The organism is Virgibacillus phasianinus (assembly GCF_002216775.1).
Taxonomy (GTDB): Bacteria; Bacillota; Bacilli; order Bacillales; family Amphibacillaceae; genus Virgibacillus_F; species Virgibacillus_F phasianinus.
In genome coordinates, this window is sequence record NZ_CP022315.1 from 1781733 (window position 1) to 1802761 (window position 21029).

Genomic DNA, 21029 nt, shown 5'->3' on the forward strand with positions numbered 1-21029 from the left:
GCTGTCTCCCGAGTTTATCCAATCCTCGCCCGAGTTACCCGTCTCTTACCAACCGGCCCTTCGTTAAATAAATACCCCAAGTGATAACGCTCACTTAGGGTATTTCCACTGCTTAATTCGCTTTCGTTTTCGATGCCATAGAGTTAGGATTAACCTCCCAAACCGAGCCTTCCTTTTTCCCATGCATGAAGTAGTAGATTACCGTGGTTATTAAGACCAGTACGCCCATCATGATATATAAATTGCGATATCCGGTTAATGGGATGATGAATCCGAGCACGTACGGTCCGAATCCGAGACCGGCATCGAGCGCGATATAGTACGTTGACGTTGCAAGGCCAATTCGGCGGGGCGGTGTTACCTTAACTGCGATGGCTTGGGTAGTTGATTGCATGTTACCGAATCCGAAGCCAATCAGAACACCGGCCAACAGTAGCGGCAGGCTGGATTCTGCTGTACTTAAAAGTAGTAACCCTGCTGCAAATAGAACGAATGCTGGATACATGACCGAGTTTGCACCCTTCAAGTCCATCAAGCGACCTGTGAATGGGCGTGATACTAATATTGCCACAGCATAGACAACGAAAAATAGGCTTGCCACTTCCACTAAATCAATTTCAATGGCATAGAAATTAATAAATGAAAGCACGCTGGAGTAACCGAGCGATATGATCAGCACAACGAGGGCAATTGGCAATGCTTTCGGTTCGACAAAGTCGGAAAGCTTTACCTTTTTTGCCCCGCTGCTTTCCACTGGCTTTTCCATAACCGGTATTCTTGCAAAAAGGGAAATAATGAAACTGATGATTCCCAGTGCAAGACAAAAGCCGAAGATTGTCTGATAACCGGTGTGCTGGCTCATATACAACCCAATGAAAGGGCCGATTGCGGTCGCCAGTGTGATGCTCATGCTGTAAAAGCCAATTCCTTCCCCTTTTCGATCCTTAGGTATGACTTCAGCAATAATGGTTCCGGTTGCTGTACTTGCCATGCCTAATGCGATTCCGTGCAACAAACGGGTAATAAGCAGAAAGGTGATTCCGGCATTTACAAAATATAATAACGAGGTCAGAATAAAAAAGATGAGTCCGAAATATAACATTTTTTTATTACCAACCGACGTGATCATGCGTCCAATGAATAGCCGTCCGATTAACGTCCCGATAATAAAAATACCAGTGACAAGACCGGCTTCGCTCTCGGAAACAGCAAATTCATCGACGGCGTAAACAGCCATGGTTACCAGCAATAAATAAAAGACCAGGTATAAGAAAAAGTTGGCCGCTGATACGATGATAAAGTCCTTTGTCCATAGTTTAGATTTTGATTGATTCACTGCAATGACTCCTTACTTCATAATATTATCTCTAATTTCTTCCATTATCCGAATGGTCTCCAATTGTTCTTCCTCGGAAATACCACTTAAAATCGCTTGTTCATATTGATCGATGGTGACACGCACATTTTCATAAACGGTGCTGCCAGCCTCTGTCAGCTGTATTCGTTTTTCGCGCTTGTCTTTGCCCCGAATAGGTTCGACATAGCCCAATTCTTCCAAGCGGCCGACCGTCCTTGTGATGGTGGGTTTCTCCACACCTTGATAATGGGAAATCTCGACCTGCGTCGCCGATCCCTCATTGTATAAGTAGTACAAAATGGTCCATTGCGCCCGGTGCAATTGATGCTTGTTCAGCTGCTCGTTAAGCCGGTTTTCAAAAGGGCGATACAACAAGATCAATTGATGAAAAAACTTTTGTGTAGACTTTATGGGAAAAACCTCCTAAATAGTTAGCGTGGGTAATAGTTATCTTGGGTAACTTTAATAGAGTATCAGTATTTTAGGGGAATGTCCAGTACTTTTTTGCTGGATGCGCTTTCTTAACCTGGGTTGGATAATTTGCATCTAAGGATTATAATGAAAATGCGGAAGGGAGTCCTGAGCCATGGTAGAACAGCGTTATTACGATATATTTGTTGGTACGTATGGAAATGCAATTGAATGGGTTTTATTTGATTCGGAAATAGGGACGCTGAAGAAAGTGGGCGGCGTATCCGGCATTGAAAATCCATCATTTCTAACCGTCAATCAGACTGGGAATCGATTGTACGCTGCGAGTGAAATAGAGAACGGGGAAGTTGCAAGTTTTGAAATTGACTATCCGAATAAAGTATTAACGGAACTGAACCGCCAGCCCACAGGTGGAAGTTCCCCATGTTACATTAGCCTTGCTCCAAATGAGCAGTGGTTATTTACGACAAACTATGGCGGTGGAAATGCCGCGGTTCATCCCTTGAAAGATGATGGGGCAATTGAACCAATTTGCGATTTGAAAAATTATGCTGAAGGAGCACAGGTTTCTCATCCCCATACCATTATCAATATCCCGGGTACAGAGAAGTATCTGGTTACTGATTTAGGTTTGGATTGCTTATATCTGTATGAATTCAACGCTAAGTCAGGCAAACTGATTTTAGTAAATGAAATTTCCGCGATTGCGGGGTCTGGCCCCAGACATATTGCGACGACCAACCAAATGGTCTACGTAGTCAACGAATTTAATTCTCGGATATCCGTTTATTCTTGTCATGAAAAAAGTAATTCGCTAACGCTCGAACAGCAAGTGAAAACAATTCCAGAACATTTCACCGGGGACAACTTCTGTGCCGACATACATATAGCCCCGTCCGGTTCCTATTTATATGCATCAAATCGCGGGCACCACAGTGTAGCGTCATACAAGATAAGGCAGGATGGAACACTTAGTCCACTGGATTATTCATCAACAAAGGGCGAATGGCCACGCAACTTCGCAATTATCCCGAATGGAAATTATATCCTTGCAGCAAACGAACGTACGGATTTCATCGTAGTTATGAAAATAGAGGATGACGGAATTCCAAGAGCAACAGGTCATGTTTATACTATAAAGTCTCCGGTTTGTTTGCAGGTTAGATAAAATTCCCCCAACCGGCTGTTTATGAGGGCACTGAAAAAGGTATAGTTAATACACAAATATGTGGATCTATCATCGCATCTTGAATATACCTCGCTTTCCGCGGGCGAGTGACGAGCCTCCTTGCCCCGGCAAGGGGTAGCCGACGTTGCCCGCAAAGGGCGGTTTTAGTCGGGCCTCATTAACTGCCGTCCTGCGGGGTCTCGTCGATCTCTCACTTCCCGCAGGAGTCTCGGTATAATTCAAGATGCTAGGTAAAGGTAAAAAGTTAAATTGCTAATATCCACCACTTTTTCAGTAGCCTTGCTGTTTATTCCAGTGTGGCTGGTTATTTCTTGCTGTTGTCATGGGGCTGATTAATAAAAGTGAACTGGACGATTAAGCTGCAAGGGGGGAGTAGGAGTAACGGCCAAACTTGAATTTTATCGGCCAAATTCGGAATATAACAGCCGAACTTGGAATATATCGGCTGAATTCCAGAGTTAACAGCCAAACTTGAAATATATCGGCTGAATTCAAAATATAACAGCCGAACTTGGAATATATCGGCCGAATTCAAAATATATCAGCCAAACTTGAAATATAACAGCCAAATTGAAAATCGCGTAAACCGCCCTTACCATCCCCTTTCTGAAAAAACTTAACACCTAGACGAGTTGTAACCAAAAAATAGGCTTAAATAAGCAGTTTGAAAAAGTCCCACTGGTGAAATAGATACAAGTGTTTTTATTTACCCCCATGTCACTTATTAAAAAGACGAATAGTTTACGGTTAAACGACATGGGTACGAAAACCTTGCCGATCTATTTTACAGGAGGCTTGTATAATGATAACCGCAGATTTACTAATTAAAAATGGAATTGTATTAACGCTAGATGCACAAAACACGAGGGCCGGATCGGTTGCTGTCAAGGATGGTCAAATCGCTGGCGTATGGAGCCAGGCAAATCCACCAGAGGGTGAGGTCCAGGTCACGGTGCAGACTAAGGTTGTCGATCTAAAAGGGGAAACATTAATCCCTGGCTTTATCGATACCCACAACCATATTTTGGGGTACGCGCAAATCATGGACTTCGTTTATTGCGGAACCCCGCCAAACAAGCAAATTGATGATGTCCTACAGGCTATTCATGCGAAAGCGGAAAAAACCCCTGCCGGTGAATGGGTGAAAGGATACGGGTATGACGATACGCTGCTCGCGGAAAAGCGTCACCTGACACGCAAAGAATTGGACAAGGCTGCGCCGGACCATCCGGTATTTGTTACGCACGTTTCTGGCCACCTGGCGGTTGCCAATTCCGCCGCGCTGGAGTTAGCGGGAATCGATGAAGGTGTTTCCGATGTGCAGCAGGGACAGTTTGGCCGAGATGATGACGGCCGGCTGAACGGTGTATTGTATGAAAAAATGGCGATGGCACCGGTCGCGCAGGTTTTACCCAAGCAATCGGAGGAAGACATGGTTGAACAGCTGGGGAGAGCGGCGCAGGAATACTTGGCCCAAGGCATCACGATGAATACCGACGCAGCAGTTGGGATGTTAGGAAAACCTGACAGGGAAATGCGTGTCCACATGGAAGCGGCCAAACAGGGTGTGAACCCCATGCGCACGCAACTGATGATGATGCACAACTTTTTACAGGAAAACGAACGATTTGGGGATTATACAAAAGATAAACTGGATCAGGAACTGCGCGAACAGTCAGATGGCCGGGTCCGGCTGGACGGTGCTAAGATGTTTCAGGATGGCTCCATCCAAGCGCTGACTGCGGCGTTACGAGAGCCTTATCACAATGATGCAGCGGTTACAGGGAATTTATTCCATGACCAGCAGGATTTTAATGAGGAAATTATCGATTTGCATAAGCGCGGATTCCGAATCGCGATACATGGTAATGGTGATCGCGCTATCGGTTCCATTATTGAAGGGTATGCCCATGCACTCGAAGCGGAGCCACGCGCTGAGCACAGGCACCGGATTGAACATGTGCAAACTGCTACTCCGGAAGATATCAAGCGAATGGCGGAGCTTGATGTGGCTGGGTCATTTTTTATCAACCATGTGTATTATTGGGGCGAGCGTCACAGGGAATTGTTCCTTGGAACTGAACGCGCCGAGCGAATCAGCCCGCTTGCTGATGCCGTAAAAGATAATATATTATTCACCCTGCATTCTGACTGCCCGGTGACACCAATTTCTCCCCTGTTTTCCGTATGGGCTGCGGTCAATCGGGTAACAAGTGAAGGTAATGTGCTTGGGGCTGACCAACGGATTGATGTGACGACAGCATTGAAGTCAATGACAATTTATGGAGCGGCATTAAATTTCGATGAGGAAAATTCCGGCAGCATTGAGGTTGGCAAAAGAGCTGACTTTGCCGTGCTTGACGAAGATCCGACAATGATTAACCCGAGTAGAATTAAAGATATATCGGTGCAGGCAACCATCATTGATGGAGAGACGGTTTATCAGAAAGGCTGATTTCTAGAGGGATGTTGTTTTCAACACAAAGTCTATAGACTGCGATGTAATGTGCTAGGTTGTTTTCCGCGGGCAAGGAGGCCGTGGAAAACGACTGCCCGCAGTGGAAATCACGTTGCTGGTAGGTCGCGGTTTATCTCAACTATAAAGATATCAGCAACAAACCGTATGAAAACAACCCAGAAATAATAAAAAATGGACTGGATACGGGCAATGTATCCAGTCCATCTCTCATTTATCTATAAAATAAGGAATGCCGCGAGTATGATTACAATTGCGATTGATGCCAGTCCACCCAGCATCAGCAAAAAATCTCCCGAATTCATTTTCCCTATTTTATTTAGTTTTTCTTTTTCATTAAAGTTTTCATTCATCCTGAGATCATCCCCCTGCATCCGATAAAAGCGCTCTTTTTTTCATTTGTTAAACAGGCGGCCATAACCAGCACGGTTAGCCAACTTCCCGCCAAGAAAAGTCATACCCCACTGGACTTGACTAAACTCGGGCGAGGAAGTTCGGAATTCAGGCGAGAATCACTGAAACTCGGGAGAAAATAGGGGTAACCCGGGCCACAACAGGTCCAACACGGGAGAGAAATGGCTGTCTCCTGAGTAGAAGATGCTGACGCCCGAGTCGCAAGTGTTTGGCCCGAGTTCAGCACGCTGTCTCCCGACTTGGCAGGATTCCCGCCCGAGCTTCCGCCCAGCCCTTATTAATTTCCTTTCCCTGCATTCATCTTAATGAAAATAAGCCTTTACCCCTTCAACAATCCCTCTCGCTGCGTTATTTTGATAAGATTCCGTTTGGACGGTGGTTAAATCACTCGGGTTTGTAATGAAGCCGAGTTCGACCAGCACGGCGAGGTCGCTGTTTTCACGTAATACGTGATAATTGCTTTGCATGATGCCGCGGCTGTTCAAGGAAACATTGTGCCGTAGCCCGGTTTGGATATCCTGCGCCAGTTCACGGTCGTTGCCGCCGGCGTAGTAGTGCGTACTGATTCCGTTGATTCCCATGAATGGATAGGCGTTGTAATGCAGGCTGATAAATGCATGTGTATTAAATTTACTGCTGATCAGCACGCGCTCTTCAAGGGAAAGAAAATGATCGCTGTCGCGTGTCATAATTACCGTTGCACCAGCCGCGCGCAGCCGCTGTGCCACGTTTTCAGCTGTGTCCAGAATGACATCCTTTTCCAAAGTCCCGCCAATGCCTAGTGCACCGGGGTCCTTGCCACCGTGGCCAGGATCCAGCACGATGTTATAGCCTGCCAATGACCTCTTAGCTGATGCCGCAGATTTTACCGCAGTCGGCGGGTCATTCTTTACGCTCGCCGTAGTCCCGGCAGCACCTGAATCGGTCAGCCATCCCGCGATCCAGCCGGTTGTGCCGTCATCAAGTACCACTTCATTCCAACCGTTTGCTGTGTTAACTAAGCTGTATGTATGTCCGTTGGAAGTGTGGCCGATAATCGTATACGAAGTACCTGGGCCAGTTCGGATTCGTACACCGGATGCGGTAACTGTTACCTGCTGCTCTGATGTTGCCCCAGACACCGCTGCCGCAGGGTTTGAGCCGCTGTTTTCAGTCTGATATAAAAACTGTGACGCAACCCAGCCAACCTTGCCACCGTAGTATGTTTGCGCCCAGCCGAACGCTTCCTGGAAAACGACTAAGCTGTCACCATCTTTCAACTGCCCAATGACTGGTGCACGATCTGACGGTTGAGACCTGACATTCAGCGTGGAAACGCCAACCTGATAGGTGGTGCTGCCACTGTCAGCATAAACAGCGGGAATGAAAACGAAGAATAATAACATGAAACCTATACCTGCTGTTAATAAACGCATTTATGTAAAAACCTCCTTTACTCTATAATACTTGATAAATACCCGTGTGTTTAGCCGATAAACCAAATTTCTACAAATTTCACACAAAAGAACTAGGCTGCACGGTGTCTATATAGTAGAAGAGATCTTTCAAATAGGAAATTTTGCCCAACCGCGTGCATAACGGCATAAGGTGGAACTTGCGTAAAAAAAGGTTTAAAAAATAGGTAGAGGGGTAATGATTACCTACCTATCTCTAGTTAAACATGAGCCAATGAATAATTTAATGGTACAGGAGGGGGAACAGAGGTTACTGAAAAACATAGAGAATCTTGTCATTGTCGTTATGTAATGAAAGATAAGGCAGAGTTTTATCTGAGTGGTAGTGTAACTGTAATTAAAATCAAAAATTTCGTGTTTAGCAAGCAGAAAACATTCAACTACATGAAATCCACATAGCGGGTTCAGTAAGCGCAACAGGAAATTGGACATAGTTTATGATGCAAAAGTTTTTTAATCAGTTTCATTTCTCCACTTCACAGATTGAATGCAAACTAAGTGGAGAGGAAGAACGGGTGTTGTACAACGATCAAGAATTACGAAAGAAAATAGAGGAAACAAGGCAAAAGATGTATGAAGCGTACGAACATAATCCGGACGATCCGCAAGTACTGACTATTTCACAGGACTTGGACGTTCTCCTAAATAAATATAATCAAGCGGTTAAAAACACGCAGAACGTAAAATAAGACGATTCATGGGAAAAGCTCCATAAGTTTAAGTTTTGTTGCACCTCTAGCAAGGCATGCCCAATACCAAGTTATCCCGGTATTGGGCATTTTTCCGTCTTCAAATGGAGGAAATCAATGCCATATTCGACAAAACCTAACAAAATGTTTAAGAATTTCCTCCCCTGGGTATCAAGTAACTACCACATTTTGAAAGGGGACATCATTATGAATCTCATGAATGATTATTTCTCGACAAACTTTATGGTCGGGCTGCAAAGTTTTGTTATCGCATTAATTGTTTTAATAGTAGGCTGGTTCATCGCCAAGCTGATTGCAGGTGCAGTTGAGAAGGCATTAAAGAAAGCTGATTTAGACGACAAGGTTTTCAACCGGTTTCGATCGGAAAATAATGAAAAACCAATAAATGCGCATAAAATAATTGGAAAAGTAGTGTACTACATACTGCTAATTATCGTATTTATCCTATTCTTTAACCTGCTGAATCTGGATATGATTGCCAATCCATTATCCGATTTAATTTCATCATTCTTCAGTTTCATTCCAGCAGTTCTAACGGCAGCACTTATTTTGCTGCTGGCATGGGTGATTGCATCCGTCGTTCGCTGGTTGATTGTTACAGTAGGCAGTAAAGCAAACATTCAGCGTTTCTTTACTAAACTAAAAGTTGCTAGTAATGACGAAGAAGCTGAACATTTCCTTGAAACGATTGGTAAAGTTGCTTTTTATCTAATCCTGTTGATGTTCATTCCGGGTGTACTAAAAGCGCTAAGTATTGAAGGTGTCGCAGAACCGTTCTCCGGATTGCTCGCAACAATCTTAGCATTTGTACCGAAACTGATCGCTGCCATCATTATCTTCGCAGTTGGCTGGTTCGTCGCCAAAATCATTAAAGATATTGTCGTAAATCTATTGCTGGCAGTAGGTTCAGAAGGCATCGTTGTAAAATTAAAGCTGCAAAAAATATTTGAAGGAAGCAGCCTAGCATCGTTTGTCGGTAATCTATTATTTATTATCATCATGATTCCAGTTACCGTTTCTGCCTTGCAGCAGCTGGAATTAGCAGCAATCACGAACCCACTGGTAAGCATGCTGAATGATGTAACCAACATGCTGCCAAACATTCTGATTGCTATTGCATTGATTCTAGTTGGCATTTGGTTAGGTAAATTTATTGGTGGATTCGTTGAAAGCTTCTTGCAGCGCATGGGCTTTGACCGTCTGTCAGACAAGCTGCAAATTGGAAATAAATCTAGTAAACTAACACCATCTGGGGTAGTCGGATACATTGTGCAAGTGCTAATTGTATTCTTCCTGGCTGTTCAAGCATTGAATTTAATCAAGTTGGACTTCCTAGTAGATATCGCGGCAGCAATTACCGCTTACCTGCCAAACGTACTGGCAGCCGTGCTAATCCTAGGCATAGCAGTGATTCTAGCAAATATCGTTGCAAAAATATTATCCAATGTTCTGTCCGGCTCGGCAAGTGGCATCCTAACCGTTTTTGCCAAATATACGATTATCGTACTAGCGGTATTTATGGCATTAACGCAACTCGGAATTGCCACCGAAATCGTCACTTCCGCGTTTATCTTAATCCTTGGCGGCTTTGCACTAGCATTCGGCCTGGCATTTGGATTAGGCGGAACAGACTTTGCTAGAAAGCACTTAAGCAAATTTGATAAAACAATTGAAGAAACCAAAATCGACCATTCACAAAAGGGCAACACAACTAATGATGAGTTCGGTGAAGGTCCTGAAAATAAGTAAATGAATCGATGGAGGAAAAGGCAGTCCTGAGGGGCTGTCTTTTTTTGCGCGTGTGAAGGCAAAAAAGTTGCCATGGAATGCCGTAAATGGAAGATATTGTTCGAATTTGTATAGGATGTAAGACACTATACGAAAAGTCACGAAAACCAGGTTTATGTTTCAGGAAACGGGGTATTTAGTACCATGAATATTGTACTAAAATCATAGTTGACCGGATATATAACTGAAATTTGTAAAGGAATTTAAAATAAGGCGGGAAGAAAAGGAGTTTGGGTCAGCATGAAAGAACTGTCGGATAAGGCGTTAGTTGAGACCTTAGCACAAGCAAAAGCGTTAAACCTAGATCCTGCGTTTATTTCCATTATTAAAAGTGAAATGAAAGTACGTAAGATTACAGTGTCCGATGCGTGCGCATTGAATGTAAACGAGGATGCTAAAAAAATCAGTTGTTGTAATCCGAAATTGAAAGGATAGTAATATTGCTTTTTCTGAATAAACGTTCGTGGTCAGATCTTTTAAAAAGCCTAATTTTTCACTACACGAAAAATTAGGCTTTTTATTATAAAATATTGGTTGAATATTCTCTGGAAAACCACGCAACAACTTTCAATATTTTAATCCTGGTATTGCTGGACCATTGTTAACGAACCTATTATGTTTGCAATCCTGTGTAACCAGATGACACCCGTTAGTCATGGGAGTCCTTCACTTCTACAGTCTGATTGTTTTGTTTAAGATGTGGTTATCCTATTCTTTTGTTGTTTTATATTCCCCGACCAGCATTCTTAGGTGTCCCGGCAGAATTGAAATCGTAGTTGGGGTAGAATAGTGACTTTCTCCATCACAATCAATCTCCTGAGTGGGGTTGGCTGAAACACTGAGTCGTTTTGTTTGAAAGTAGATCATGCCGTTTTCGTTCGATATTTCAGGAGTCATTTTTGATTGTATCATGGACCAGAATGTCTGCAAAGATGTTTCTTTAATTAATAAAACATCGAGCAAGCCGTCTTGAACGTCCCCATTTGGAAAAAATGGCTGAATACCTCCCGTAAATGTCCCGTTGCCAACGATGAGCATGACTGATTCCCCGTTGAATTGGTAATCCTCTGATTCAACCTGCAGATGAAAAGGATCCACATCACTCACCGTTTGAGCCGTTCTTAAATAGTAAGCCATACGCCCTAAGGTGGCCTTGGAATCAGAGTCAACTGCTGAGGACACCTCGGTAATGAGACCTATTCCCCAGAAGTTTAAAAAGTATTGTTGATTTGTTTTGCCGACATCGACTGATTCCACTTTTTGCTCTAATAATTGATCAGTTGCTTTAAGTGGATTTTGGGATATTCCAATCTCTCGTGAAAAATCGTTACTGGTACCGCCTGGAATAATTGCAAAGATGGGACGATTTTGCAATGCACAAAGCGCATTAATAATCTCGTTGACTGTCCCATCTCCGCCAGCGGCAATGAGCAAGTCCACATTTTCGGCTATTTTGTCCACGTAATCAGCACCATCTCCGGGCTTCTCAGTTTGATAGATGGTGACCTCTCGATAGCTTTGAAGAAGCTTTTGAACAATGGTTCCAATTGATTGCTTCAACTTGTCCTTTCCTGCATTTGGATTAAAGATGATTGCAACGCGTTCCATATTAATTCTCCTTTTTTAAACGTGATTAATGCAAGTTCCGTACCTTTCTTTTTCTTAAAAATGTCAACCTTTCTACGCAAGCTTCATCATAATACTGGTGAAAAAAGTCGGGCAAACGATTCTTTGGATTGAATGAGTAACCCTCGCTTGTAATAAGTTTTCGGGTCTACCTTGCGACTGTGTTTGATATCAGCTTTGTAGTTCTCAATAAGGCTTGTGACACTTGGGCTATGAAACAAAAAGACATTCACTTCGAAATTTAAGTTTAAGCTTCTAAAATCAACGTTTGCGGTCCCTATTGAAGCAAATTCACCATCAACAATCATGATTTTTTGATGCATGAAACCTTTGTGGTACAAGTGCACTTCAATCCCTTTATCAAGAAGTTCATCAAAATAAGAACGCGTGGCATACTGCGTCAGAAACCCATCACCGACCTCTGGTACCATCAATTTGACATCGACGCCTTTTTTTACAGCCAGTGAAAGAGCGGTGCGAATGTCTTTGTTAGGAACAAAGTAGGGTGTTGCAATCCACAGGGAATGCTCGGCGGAAGCAATCATATTGAAATACAGTTCACTCATTATACCTTGATTGGCATTAGGACCACTGGCTACAACTTGAACACATCCATCGTCGGAACTTGGACTCTTAGTAACCGGGTATTGATCGGGGTCTAGTGACTGATTGGTTAAATACGACCAATCTGTAAAAAAGACCGCATGGAGACTTCCTACAGCTTCCCCCTTTACCATTAAGTGTGTATCACGCCAAAATCCTATGCTTGGATCGCGGCTTAGATACTCATCACCGATATTCAAGCCACCTACAAATCCAGTGACACCATCCACTACAATGATTTTTCGGTGATTACGAAAGTTGATTTTTTGATTAAAAAAACCATGCTTAATCGGGAGAAAACAAGCCATTTGTACTCCGGCTGTTTCCATTTTACGAATCATTTTTCCTGACATTTTCATACTTCCAACAGCGTCATAAATAACTTTGACCTCAAGACCTTGCTCTGATTTCTCAATTAAAAGGTTAATAATATCCTGACCAATTTCGTCATCACGAAATGTGTAATATTCCATATGAATGTATTCTTTGGCCTGCATTAGGCTTTCTTTGATAGCCGGAAAGGTCTCCTGGCCGTCTTTCAACACAGAGGTTTCAGAAAAACAACTGGCTGGGAAATGGGTTTCCTTTTCAATCACGTGGGAAATAAATTGTTCATGATTGCCTAGCTGATGCCAACAATCGGAAGGAATATTTTTAGTATTCTGTTTCAAATATTTATAATTATCTTCCCTTTTTTTCTGGAATAGATGCCCTCTAACCTGCAGCTGACCTGAATAAATAAAAAAAAGATAACCAATTATCGGTAAGAAGAGAATTGCATATATCCATAAAAGGGTCTTGTAGGGTGATCGGTTTTCCAACATCAACCCATAAGATACGGACATTACAATTAGAAAATAAATTGCAAAAGCTAGTGTCCGGATAACAAACGTTTCTTCGCTGAAGAATGCTAAATAAAATGTAACAATCAATAAGATAATGAAAAGGATTTGTCTATTTTGTCTCATTATGGCATTTCACTCCTTCCAGGTGCCCCTTAAGCTTTCCTAGCATTATAGTTTCACTTTAATTCAATATCCACTTTGAGGTCAATGAATTCAACATGAAACGTATCACTTAATAGAAGCATGTAGCAAAGGTGGAATTATTAAAAATGAAAGATAAACATGTTTGGCGGAGAAACCTTCAGGGTATTATTTTTTATGTAAGCAACCTACCTAGTATCGGTAAAACTTATGCTTTTTAAAAAGTTCAAAGAAGAAATTGCTAGTGTTGAAGGAGGAAGCAAAATGGCAGATGAAAAGGAAAACCAAGCAAAAGGAATCTTTGATAAGGTAAAAGGCGAAACGAAAGAGCAATATGGTAAACTGGCAGACGATAAGAAAAAACAAGCTTCCGGTAAAAAGGATAAAGCAAAAGGCGAAGTAAGACAAAAGTTTGGAAATGCCCAAGAAAACATGAAACAAGATCAGGATTAGTAAGAACAGACAAGGCTAGTTTTAAATAAGAACAGAGCTAAATGAAATTGAGGAGGAGATTAAATGAAACCTGCAGTAAAAGAGTTTCAGGATGACAAGGCATTAATGGAAGAGGTCAAAACGCAAACACAAAAAGGAATTTCCAAAGATAATTTGTATGTCATTTCGCATGACGATGATCGCACAGACAGGGTTGCTGGAAATGTCGATGCAAGCGAAATAGGAGCAAAAGAAGAAGGTTTAGGAACTGCGGTGGGCAACATTTTTCGGAAAAAGGGTGATGAATTACGTACGAAGTTTAAAGAGCTAGGATTTCCCCAAGAGGAAGCCAATGAGCTGGAAGAAAAATTAGATCATGGTAAGATTTTATTACTTATTAAACAAAACTAATCATAAAAATCAGGCTGAGTGTTTCAAGCTAGAACGGAATCCGAACTATATTCAACATTCTTTAATTAGAATTTGGAGTAGTTCGGATATTTTTTGGCTGTATGTAGTAGCTCTCTTGCTTAAACAGTATTTTTGTCTTATGCTAAATATACTACACAAGGGGGATATGTTATGGGTGAAAACATTTCAGAAATTGATTATGAGCAGGTAGTGGAATATGCTCTAGATCCGGTCATCATACACACACAATTAAAAATACTTTATATTAATAACGCAGCTGAGAAATTTTTTAAAGCCCCAAGGGAAGAGGTTATTGGCGAAAGTCCACTCGATATATTTAAAGAAACGTCACGTGCTGCGATTGAAACACGAATTGGCTCCGCTTACAATCAGCCTGCAGCAGTTATTGAAGAAACCATTTATAAAATGGATGGTACAGCAGTTGACGTGGAATTATACTGCCATCCGGTTAGAATTGGCGATAAGAAAGCAATACAAACATACATTAGAGATATTACAGCTAGAAGAGCAGTCGAAAGTAACCAAGTTGAATTAGAAAATGAAATTTACAAACTCTCATCGACTGTAGTACCACTCATGGATAAAATTGCCGTTCTTCCTTTATTGGGATCGATTAATGAAGAAAGAGCTATTCAGATTTTACATAATGTACCGGTAAATGTACAAAAGAAAGATATAGAATATTTAATTGTTGATTTCTCGGGAATTTATAGATTGGATAACATAGTAACGGAATACATTTTTCGAATTACAAGTGTTTTGTCGATGATTGGTGTTCAAACTATTGTAACAGGTCTACGCCCAGAATTAGCCTTAACCGCTACCCAACGGGGGATCAATTTTCCTTCCACACCAACAATGGCATCCGTTAAAGACGCACTCCATTATATTGGTTTTTCATATGATAGAAAAGAGAAGGCATAACGATATGTGGATTGGAACATGGGGGTATAATCAACACGTTTTTACAACTTGTGAAAAGTAATTTGTTATAAAAATTCAATTGAATAATAGTCAGTTATCAAGGTTCCTGTAAAGCAGGAACCTTTCTTATGGGCACGTGGGCAGTTAGGTTTTATGTGGATTAAACAACTTTTTTTAAAATACATAACTGGGGCATCCTATTGTATTACTAATTTATTTATTGGCGATGATAGACTTCTGGGCACCGTTTAAGAAAAATCATGATCCTATTCGCCATTTAGTGGTGTAAATTTTAGTGCCTTTATTGGAAGAATCGATTGAGAATTCATCCATGATATTTTTGACACCTGGCAATCCTGCTCCTAGGCCTTTGGAGGTGGACATATTCGTTTCCAATGCTTCTGGGATGTTTTCGATTCCAGGTCCTTTGTCAATTGCCACTATTTTAATACCCGTTTTTATGGTATCGCTGCATAACTTGACGCAAATATGACCTCCATAGGTATACATTAAAATGTTGCGCGCTAATTCAGAAGCTACCGTTGTAATCCTTGCCTGGTCAACTGTTCTGAATCCGATCTCTGTCGCAACCGATCTAACGAGCGTTCTGGCATGTATAATATCCTGGCTGGTGCGTATTTCTACCTGGTCCTTTTTCGGCGTAATTTCTAATGTTTTGTCCATCTCTTTAGAATCTTGATTCATCATTACACCTCCCCAACCATCTACATAAATTCTAAAGAGACAAACAGAAGTTTGACAAGTAGGTACTTTTTAGTTATATAGTTTCCAAAGTATACCAATGCCACTAGACCAGACGTGGTTATTTATAATCAATTAGAATACAGTCAATCATGACTACATCCTGCACGCTATCATTGGTAAAAGGAGGTTTACTAAACCTCGCCTTCCTTTTCCGCAACTAAGACTGCTTTACTATCAGTTACAACTTCTACATGATTCTCTCCCCATTTACTTAACATAGTCAGTGCTGGCTCTAAATCTTTTCCGTAGGGGGTAAGGGAATACTCTACTCTCGGTGGAATTTGATTATATGCTACCCTTTTTACTAATCCGTCATCTTCCAATTCATGTAGTTGTTGGGAAAGCATCTTTTGGGAGATTTTTGGTATTTGTTTTTTAAGTTCCCCAAACCTTAAAGTCCCCTCAAGAAGCTTACATAAGATGACTCCTTTCCATTTCCCGCAAACTACCTCCAATGTAACCTCAATTGGATGATCATACTCTATTCTAATTTCCAATTTCCCTTCCTCCTTCACAGTTTCTTAAAGTAAGTGTAAAGCATAAGATTACAGTTTACCAAATAAAACTAATGGTCCTGGCAAGACATCCCATAAGTATATTTTAGTAAGCAGATTACCTATAAGTTGCTACTTGTCAACCTAATGCCAATGTATTTACACTGATTATATAGCAATCTACTAAGTTTTTTGGATTCAATTACGGGGAAAGAATATAGAAAGTGACTAAAAGAAACCATGGGAGGTGACACGATGCTTTGGACCATCTTGATAGTTTTATTGATTTTATGGGTACTGGGATTCTCCTTTCACATACTCGGTGGGTTGATTCATATTTTGCTAGTTATTGCAGCAATTTTACTGGTGATTAAAGTAATTCAATCCATAGCAAAAGGTTAATCTCAGAGGTTGCACTCTGGTGGAATAATAGAACGAGTGGATTCTTAAAAAAACGCAGACAGGGTACTTTATCTATGTAATTGTGTCGTTAACGTATTTACATGGCAGATTATATCAAAATGGAGGTGAGGTAGTTGGCAGAAATAATACTCGGGTTAGTCCCATCGCCCGATACCCCGGAGAAGTTAGCAGATAACTTTATGGAACAATTATCTGATCTCTTAGCCGAAAAGGTTTCAAATCAAGTGGATTGGTCATTAAGGGTTAAAACGGATGTGTTAATTGGCGCAGCTGAAGACGCCAAAGAATTATTGGATGAAACAGCCGATTTGAAAGAAAAGGAAGGATGGGATATGGCAATATGCCTGACCGACCTCCCGTTATTTGATGGTAAGGATTTAGTGTTGGCGGATGGCGATTTCGAACGTGGAGTTGGACAATTATCCATTCCGGCGTTCGGATCCCTGCCAATAAATCGCCGGGTAAAGAAAGTACTCATCCAGGTTGTAAAGGAAATATACGATCATAAGTTCAATATGTCTTGTAAGGAAACAGATTCCACAACACAATATGGTATGTCAGATAATAAAAAAGCCAATGTATCGAAACAATTTTTCCTATCATTTATTCGGAGGAACCATTCCACTCCCATCGGGAAACAGATGGACTTACACCTGATGATTCGTCCTCGTTTTCATGCGAAATTGCGGGTACTATCGGGAATGACAATCGCCAATCGGCCGCAAAGTATTATTCCATCCTTTAAGCCAGTGGTGGCTGTCGCCTTTGCCACAGGAGCATATGGACTGATATTTCCCACCCTGTGGAAGTTAAGCGGTGCATTTGAGAACTGGCGTTTTTTCGGGCTAATGATTGGCGCAATTTCGAGTATCGTTATTTGGATTATCGTTTCACATAACTTATGGGAAAAGTCGACGGAACATAATGAAAAGCATATAAGAAAGTTATATAACCGTACAACTGTAGCTACATTAGTTGTAGCTGTACTATGTTATTATGGAGCGTTATTCTTTTTATTTCTATTGACGGTGTTATTGTTTGTACCGCCTGATCTATTTCATTCACTAGCACAGTTGAAAGATCCGATTGATTTCTGGAATTATGCCAAGCTTGCATGGCTTGCCACTTCGATCGCGACATTCGCAGGCTCCATTGGTGTTGGGCTAGAAAATGACGAAAAGGTCCGAAACATTATGTATGGTTATCGGCAGGCCAATCGTTCTAAGAAATATCAACGTGAAGAACAGGAAAAAAATCAATATGAGAATAAGAATGCTGAAGGTTAGCTACTTCAAAGGATAATATTATTTACTAATAGAATAGAAGGGTCCTATGCTAACGTAGGACCCTTCTTAACTCATCTTATTATCTTTGGGAAGGGAGTTAGGAACAACATGAAAGAACTATCAGATAAGGTATTAGTAGAGACCTTAGCTGAGGCAAAAGCATTAAACTTGGACTCGGAGTTTATTTCAATAGTTGAAAACGAATTGAAAAGACGCAGAATAGTGGGGACGTAGGGACAGGTTCCTTGTCCCGCTCCGGCCCGAAAGACAATTTAATAAAAAACCAGGTATTCGAAGACGATCGAAAGGGTTTCTGCTGACGCAGAAACCCTTTTTAAACTTGGCTTTTTGTTAAGCCTAGTACTTGAAGTTGGGAGAGAAGTGGTTCAACTGGGAGATAACTACTATTGGTTATTCAATGCTCGAACTTCTTCCTGCTCAAGATCTGTCACTCTAGCAATTACATCAGAAGATAATCCTTCCCTAAGCAGTTCAGTAGCAATTTTTCTTTTCTCTTCTTTTTTTGTTTTTTCTTCCCAGGAGATAGGTTGATTTAGTATTTCATCTTTATCATCTGCATATTTAACATCTTCCATCATATTTCCTCCTCTTGTTCGTCTAATTAAAAAGAATACCATATAATTTTATTACGAACAAATGATCTAAAAAGGACGAGGGGACAGGTTCCTTGTCCCGCATTTTACTTCGGGAGCGAAACAAAGAACCTGTTAAAAAAACAGTTTAATAAAAATACAGGTATTAAAAGACTAAGGAAAGGGTTTCTGCTGCCGCAGAAACCCTTTCCTTAACTTGGCCCTTTATTAACTCTAGTACTTGAACTTGGGAGAGAAGTTGCTCAACTCGGGAAAGGCACACTAACACATGCTATTGTTTCTTTAAAGCTCCAATTTCTTTCGTATCCAGTTCCGTAATCCTTGCAATAACGTCAATGGGCAAGCCTTCTCTGAGCATGTCTAAGGCAATTTTCTTTCTTTCATCCATTCTTCCTTTTTCAATTCCCTTTTCTTCCCAAGAAATAGGCAGTTTCAATATCTCATCTTTTTCATCCACACGTTTAATCTCCTCCATCAACCTTTCCTCCTCCTGTTCATCTAATTTCAAATAGCTTTCAAAAAAGCCAAAGATTAACCTTGTCTTAGCGGGATTTATATCGACTTTTGTCATTATACGTAAAAATTCTTTTCTGACCTGTACTCTTTCTTCATCAGTATACCCCATTTTACTTAGTAATGCTGCTGCAACGGGATTATTTGAACTAATGTACTTTCTCCAGTTTTCTTTTTTTAACTCCAGCATCAGAAAGTTAAAAGTTAGTACATGAAAGAAAGGAAATTCAATGTTTTTCATCGTAACTAAAAACCGCAATTGGTAGGATAGGCTTCCTATATTTATTGTACAAAAGGCTAAAATATTCATACATCCGTTCATGAAAATTAGTTTGACCATAACTCTGTGGTTCAACATGAATAATTAGCAGTGTATCTGTTTCCTTTAGCTTAGTTTCAATGACTATATCTGCTTTTCGACTTTTCCCTTTTAGAAGATCGGTAAACATTTCATCTGGAAGGGGATTGGAAGACGTGAAGTCGATATGGTGATGGACATCAGGAAAAAATACCTCTAAAAACTCTTCGAAAAATGTGTGGATTAATTCCTTAAACAATTGATCATGTGGCAAGTACTGGGTGGTGTGTTCACGTACTAATGTCATTGGTGACATTTTCAACACGTCCTTTGCAGGTATTATAGAGGAAGTCGCTGAGGTGTGAATCTATTTTAATAATACCATAGTATCGGTATGCGAACGAATGTTTTGTGTTTTTTCTGCGCTAGCAGAAAGCTTCTCGATAATGGTGTAAAACCAAAGGGAAAAGGGAGGATTAAGCCCCACCCTTCAAGCTCAACAGGAATTTTATTGAAATCCACCATCTTTGAAAGAATCATAAATAATAATTCCATCCGATACTAATAGTAATACTTTGTCTGAATTGACAGGGTTCATTACTGCCACCCCATATCCTTTACCTAGTACTTTCGTTACTGATTCTGACATGCTTGCCATACTGGATGCCATTTCATTCCAATCATCAAAGCTTTTCTTTCCTTGAATCATCAAATCCAATTCTATTATAAATTCAGAATCAGTCGGTGTGAGTTTGTATATTTTGCTTTCTTCGTCAAAACTGACGGTCATGGTTTCTGCAAAGGTATCCTCCAGTAATCCCGTAACCGTCTTTTCCAACGAAGCTACATCTTCGTCCGCTGTTACCACTTCTTCTTCCGTTTCCGATTGAACATCACCCGTTGATTCATCTTTTTGTTCTGATTGAATATCACTCGTTGATTCTTCTTGTTCCGGTTGAGCATCACCAGTTGTTGCCTCCTTACTGTTGTCTTCAGAACAAGCACCTAACATAATACCAATAGCCAATAAAACACCTGACACACAAAATAGTTTTTTCATAGCTTACCATCCTTCGTTTTAAATTTTCCTAAACCAGTTAAATATTGTGGTAATCTATTACAATCAAAAAGGTGAATACTTAGGACTTTCTAATGACATACGCCAATCGTCCGTGGAGAATAATTCTGGCTTTAAAAAGCGTTGTAGCTGTAGCTGTAGCTGTTGCGACAGATGCTTATGGGTTGGTGTTCACGACACTATGGAGTAATAGAGTATCTTATGGATATTTGCGGTTTATGGTGCTTATGGCTGACGGGGGACATGGGGACAGGTTCCTTGACCCGCTCTTGTACATAAAACGTGGAATAAAGATCTTGCTGTAAAAAACTAATTTAATAAAAATCCGGTTATTAAAAACATCAAAAGGGTTTCTGCGCTAGCAGAAACCCTTTCTTCACTTACAACCGGCTCTATTATTAACTTTAGTGTTCATAAGATAGGCAAGTGCCCATAAACGGGAGACAGCCTACACAACCCGGGAGAAAATCCCACTCACTTGGGAGAGAACCCCACCCACTCAGGCCACAGCATACCATACTCGGGAGACAACTGCCTCAACTCGGGCCACACCACCCCAAACTGAGGACACTGAAAAAGGTAAATGTAGTACAAAATAGATAGATCTATCACCGCATCTTAAATATACTGCGCTTTCCGCGGGCGAGTGCCGAGCCTCCTCGGACTGCCGTCCTCCGGGGTCTCGCCGATCTCTCACTTCCCGCAGGAGTCTCCGTATATTCAAGATGCTAGGTA

Annotated in this window: 23 protein-coding genes; 11 read left to right on the top strand and 12 right to left on the bottom strand. The window is 41.2% G+C overall.

Going from position 1 to position 21029, the window contains the following annotated elements:
* Positions 1-112 precede the first annotated feature (112 nt).
* The gene (locus CFK37_RS08825) at positions 113-1336 is read right to left on the bottom strand and encodes an MFS transporter (RefSeq protein ID WP_089061517.1); all 1224 of its coding nucleotides are present in this window, start codon (positions 1334-1336) and stop codon (positions 113-115) included.
* Between the two features lie 12 nt (positions 1337-1348).
* A complete protein-coding gene (locus CFK37_RS08830) occupies positions 1349-1738 on the bottom strand; it encodes a MarR family winged helix-turn-helix transcriptional regulator (RefSeq protein ID WP_245837339.1) in 390 nt (129 codons plus the stop codon).
* 205 nt (positions 1739-1943) lie between these two features.
* Between CFK37_RS08830 and CFK37_RS08835 the strand changes: the two genes are divergently transcribed.
* Both CFK37_RS08835 and CFK37_RS08840 read left to right on the top strand, forming a co-directional pair.
* Positions 1944-2957 (top strand): lactonase family protein, encoded by a 1014-nt coding sequence (locus tag CFK37_RS08835; protein WP_089061519.1) that lies wholly within the window; start codon positions 1944-1946, stop codon positions 2955-2957.
* Positions 2958-3780: 823 nt separating this feature from the next.
* Complete coding sequence (locus CFK37_RS08840; RefSeq protein WP_089061520.1) at positions 3781-5433, top strand: amidohydrolase; 1653 nt, start codon at positions 3781-3783, stop codon at positions 5431-5433.
* Positions 5434-5672: 239 nt separating this feature from the next.
* On the opposite strand, the gene CFK37_RS20530 is transcribed toward CFK37_RS08840, so the two are convergent.
* Together CFK37_RS20530 and CFK37_RS08845 are read right to left on the bottom strand one after the other, a co-directional pair.
* Positions 5673-5807, bottom strand: a complete 135-nt coding sequence (locus CFK37_RS20530) for a hypothetical protein (RefSeq protein WP_281251607.1) — start codon at positions 5805-5807, stop codon at positions 5673-5675.
* A gap of 363 nt (positions 5808-6170) precedes the next feature.
* The gene (locus CFK37_RS08845; RefSeq protein ID WP_089061521.1) at positions 6171-7283 is read right to left on the bottom strand and encodes an N-acetylmuramoyl-L-alanine amidase family protein; all 1113 of its coding nucleotides are present in this window, start codon (positions 7281-7283) and stop codon (positions 6171-6173) included.
* Between the two features lie 476 nt (positions 7284-7759).
* Between CFK37_RS08845 and CFK37_RS08850 the strand changes: the two genes are divergently transcribed.
* The 3 genes from CFK37_RS08850 (at position 7760) to sda (CFK37_RS08860) (ending at position 10255) form a co-directional block, all read left to right on the top strand.
* The gene (locus CFK37_RS08850; RefSeq protein ID WP_245837340.1) at positions 7760-8011 is read left to right on the top strand and encodes an aspartyl-phosphate phosphatase Spo0E family protein; all 252 of its coding nucleotides are present in this window, start codon (positions 7760-7762) and stop codon (positions 8009-8011) included.
* A gap of 207 nt (positions 8012-8218) precedes the next feature.
* Positions 8219-9781 carry a mechanosensitive ion channel gene (locus CFK37_RS08855; protein WP_172840478.1) on the top strand — a complete coding sequence of 521 codons (1563 nt, stop codon included), beginning with the start codon at positions 8219-8221 and terminating at the stop codon, positions 9779-9781.
* A 279-nt stretch (positions 9782-10060) separates the two neighbouring features.
* Positions 10061-10255: a sporulation histidine kinase inhibitor Sda gene (sda, locus tag CFK37_RS08860; RefSeq protein ID WP_089061523.1), complete on the top strand. Its 195-nt coding sequence runs from the start codon at positions 10061-10063 to the stop codon at positions 10253-10255.
* Positions 10256-10528: 273 nt separating this feature from the next.
* Here the strand turns inward: sda (CFK37_RS08860) and CFK37_RS08865 are convergent, their stop codons facing one another.
* Both CFK37_RS08865 and cls read right to left on the bottom strand, forming a co-directional pair.
* Positions 10529-11428, bottom strand: coding sequence for a diacylglycerol/lipid kinase family protein (locus CFK37_RS08865; RefSeq protein ID WP_089061524.1), 900 nt, complete (start codon positions 11426-11428; stop codon positions 10529-10531).
* Positions 11429-11514: 86 nt separating this feature from the next.
* Positions 11515-13017: a cardiolipin synthase gene (cls, locus tag CFK37_RS08870; protein WP_089061525.1), complete on the bottom strand. Its 1503-nt coding sequence runs from the start codon at positions 13015-13017 to the stop codon at positions 11515-11517.
* Between the two features lie 282 nt (positions 13018-13299).
* On the opposite strand from cls, the gene CFK37_RS08875 reads away from it, so the two are divergent.
* The 3 genes from CFK37_RS08875 to CFK37_RS08885 all read left to right on the top strand — a co-directional run bounded on the left by CFK37_RS08875 (position 13300) and on the right by CFK37_RS08885 (position 14823).
* On the top strand, positions 13300-13488 hold the full coding sequence (locus CFK37_RS08875; RefSeq protein ID WP_089061526.1) for a CsbD family protein: 189 nt from the start codon (positions 13300-13302) through the stop codon (positions 13486-13488).
* A gap of 63 nt (positions 13489-13551) precedes the next feature.
* Positions 13552-13878, top strand: a complete 327-nt coding sequence (locus CFK37_RS08880) for a YflT domain-containing protein (RefSeq protein ID WP_089061527.1) — start codon at positions 13552-13554, stop codon at positions 13876-13878.
* A gap of 171 nt (positions 13879-14049) precedes the next feature.
* Positions 14050-14823: a PAS domain S-box protein gene (locus CFK37_RS08885; protein ID WP_089061528.1), complete on the top strand. Its 774-nt coding sequence runs from the start codon at positions 14050-14052 to the stop codon at positions 14821-14823.
* Between the two features lie 258 nt (positions 14824-15081).
* Here CFK37_RS08885 and CFK37_RS08890 read toward each other — a convergent pair whose 3' ends face one another.
* Both CFK37_RS08890 and CFK37_RS08895 read right to left on the bottom strand, forming a co-directional pair.
* The gene (locus tag CFK37_RS08890) at positions 15082-15528 is read right to left on the bottom strand and encodes an anti-sigma regulatory factor (protein WP_425445377.1); all 447 of its coding nucleotides are present in this window, start codon (positions 15526-15528) and stop codon (positions 15082-15084) included.
* 191 nt (positions 15529-15719) lie between these two features.
* On the bottom strand, positions 15720-16085 hold the full coding sequence (locus CFK37_RS08895; RefSeq protein ID WP_245837341.1) for a winged helix-turn-helix transcriptional regulator: 366 nt from the start codon (positions 16083-16085) through the stop codon (positions 15720-15722).
* A gap of 252 nt (positions 16086-16337) precedes the next feature.
* Between CFK37_RS08895 and CFK37_RS19910 the strand changes: the two genes are divergently transcribed.
* The 3 genes from CFK37_RS19910 (at position 16338) to sda (CFK37_RS08905) (ending at position 18025) form a co-directional block, all read left to right on the top strand.
* A complete protein-coding gene (locus CFK37_RS19910; protein ID WP_157724821.1) occupies positions 16338-16484 on the top strand; it encodes a lmo0937 family membrane protein in 147 nt (48 codons plus the stop codon).
* Between the two features lie 134 nt (positions 16485-16618).
* Positions 16619-17791: a hypothetical protein gene (locus CFK37_RS08900; RefSeq protein ID WP_089061529.1), complete on the top strand. Its 1173-nt coding sequence runs from the start codon at positions 16619-16621 to the stop codon at positions 17789-17791.
* A gap of 108 nt (positions 17792-17899) precedes the next feature.
* On the top strand, positions 17900-18025 hold the full coding sequence (sda, locus tag CFK37_RS08905) for a sporulation histidine kinase inhibitor Sda (RefSeq protein WP_089061530.1): 126 nt from the start codon (positions 17900-17902) through the stop codon (positions 18023-18025).
* A 170-nt stretch (positions 18026-18195) separates the two neighbouring features.
* On the opposite strand, the gene CFK37_RS08910 is transcribed toward sda (CFK37_RS08905), so the two are convergent.
* The 4 genes from CFK37_RS08910 to CFK37_RS08920 all read right to left on the bottom strand — a co-directional run bounded on the left by CFK37_RS08910 (position 18196) and on the right by CFK37_RS08920 (position 20276).
* On the bottom strand, positions 18196-18390 hold the full coding sequence (locus CFK37_RS08910; RefSeq protein ID WP_157724822.1) for a hypothetical protein: 195 nt from the start codon (positions 18388-18390) through the stop codon (positions 18196-18198).
* 286 nt (positions 18391-18676) lie between these two features.
* Positions 18677-19159, bottom strand: coding sequence for an RpnC/YadD family protein (locus tag CFK37_RS20625; protein WP_342746748.1), 483 nt, complete (start codon positions 19157-19159; stop codon positions 18677-18679).
* Positions 19146-19532 carry an RpnC/YadD family protein gene (locus tag CFK37_RS20630; protein WP_342746749.1) on the bottom strand — a complete coding sequence of 129 codons (387 nt, stop codon included), beginning with the start codon at positions 19530-19532 and terminating at the stop codon, positions 19146-19148. The genes CFK37_RS20625 and CFK37_RS20630 overlap by 14 nt, the downstream gene beginning before the upstream one ends.
* A gap of 192 nt (positions 19533-19724) precedes the next feature.
* Positions 19725-20276 carry a hypothetical protein gene (locus CFK37_RS08920; protein ID WP_089061532.1) on the bottom strand — a complete coding sequence of 184 codons (552 nt, stop codon included), beginning with the start codon at positions 20274-20276 and terminating at the stop codon, positions 19725-19727.
* Between the last annotated feature and the right edge of the window lie 753 nt (positions 20277-21029).

Coding starts and splice junctions, on each gene's coding strand:
- CFK37_RS08835 (WP_089061519.1), top strand. CDS start 1,944: ATGGTAGAACAGCGTTATTACGATATATTTGTTGGTACGTATGGAAAT.
- CFK37_RS08840 (WP_089061520.1), top strand. CDS start 3,781: ATGATAACCGCAGATTTACTAATTAAAAATGGAATTGTATTAACGCTA.
- CFK37_RS20530 (WP_281251607.1), bottom strand. CDS start 5,807: ATGAATGAAAACTTTAATGAAAAAGAAAAACTAAATAAAATAGGGAAA.
- CFK37_RS08845 (WP_089061521.1), bottom strand. CDS start 7,283: ATGCGTTTATTAACAGCAGGTATAGGTTTCATGTTATTATTCTTCGTT.
- CFK37_RS08850 (WP_245837340.1), top strand. CDS start 7,760: ATGATGCAAAAGTTTTTTAATCAGTTTCATTTCTCCACTTCACAGATT.
- CFK37_RS08855 (WP_172840478.1), top strand. CDS start 8,219: ATGAATCTCATGAATGATTATTTCTCGACAAACTTTATGGTCGGGCTG.
- sda (WP_089061523.1), top strand. CDS start 10,061: ATGAAAGAACTGTCGGATAAGGCGTTAGTTGAGACCTTAGCACAAGCA.
- CFK37_RS08865 (WP_089061524.1), bottom strand. CDS start 11,428: ATGGAACGCGTTGCAATCATCTTTAATCCAAATGCAGGAAAGGACAAG.
- cls (WP_089061525.1), bottom strand. CDS start 13,017: ATGAGACAAAATAGACAAATCCTTTTCATTATCTTATTGATTGTTACA.
- CFK37_RS08875 (WP_089061526.1), top strand. CDS start 13,300: ATGGCAGATGAAAAGGAAAACCAAGCAAAAGGAATCTTTGATAAGGTA.
- CFK37_RS08880 (WP_089061527.1), top strand. CDS start 13,552: ATGAAACCTGCAGTAAAAGAGTTTCAGGATGACAAGGCATTAATGGAA.
- CFK37_RS08885 (WP_089061528.1), top strand. CDS start 14,050: ATGGGTGAAAACATTTCAGAAATTGATTATGAGCAGGTAGTGGAATAT.
- CFK37_RS08890 (WP_425445377.1), bottom strand. CDS start 15,528: ATGAATCAAGATTCTAAAGAGATGGACAAAACATTAGAAATTACGCCG.
- CFK37_RS19910 (WP_157724821.1), top strand. CDS start 16,338: ATGCTTTGGACCATCTTGATAGTTTTATTGATTTTATGGGTACTGGGA.
- sda (WP_089061530.1), top strand. CDS start 17,900: ATGAAAGAACTATCAGATAAGGTATTAGTAGAGACCTTAGCTGAGGCA.
- CFK37_RS08910 (WP_157724822.1), bottom strand. CDS start 18,390: ATGATGGAAGATGTTAAATATGCAGATGATAAAGATGAAATACTAAAT.
- CFK37_RS20625 (WP_342746748.1), bottom strand. CDS start 19,159: ATGAAAAACATTGAATTTCCTTTCTTTCATGTACTAACTTTTAACTTT.
- CFK37_RS20630 (WP_342746749.1), bottom strand. CDS start 19,532: ATGTCACCAATGACATTAGTACGTGAACACACCACCCAGTACTTGCCA.
- CFK37_RS08920 (WP_089061532.1), bottom strand. CDS start 20,276: ATGAAAAAACTATTTTGTGTGTCAGGTGTTTTATTGGCTATTGGTATT.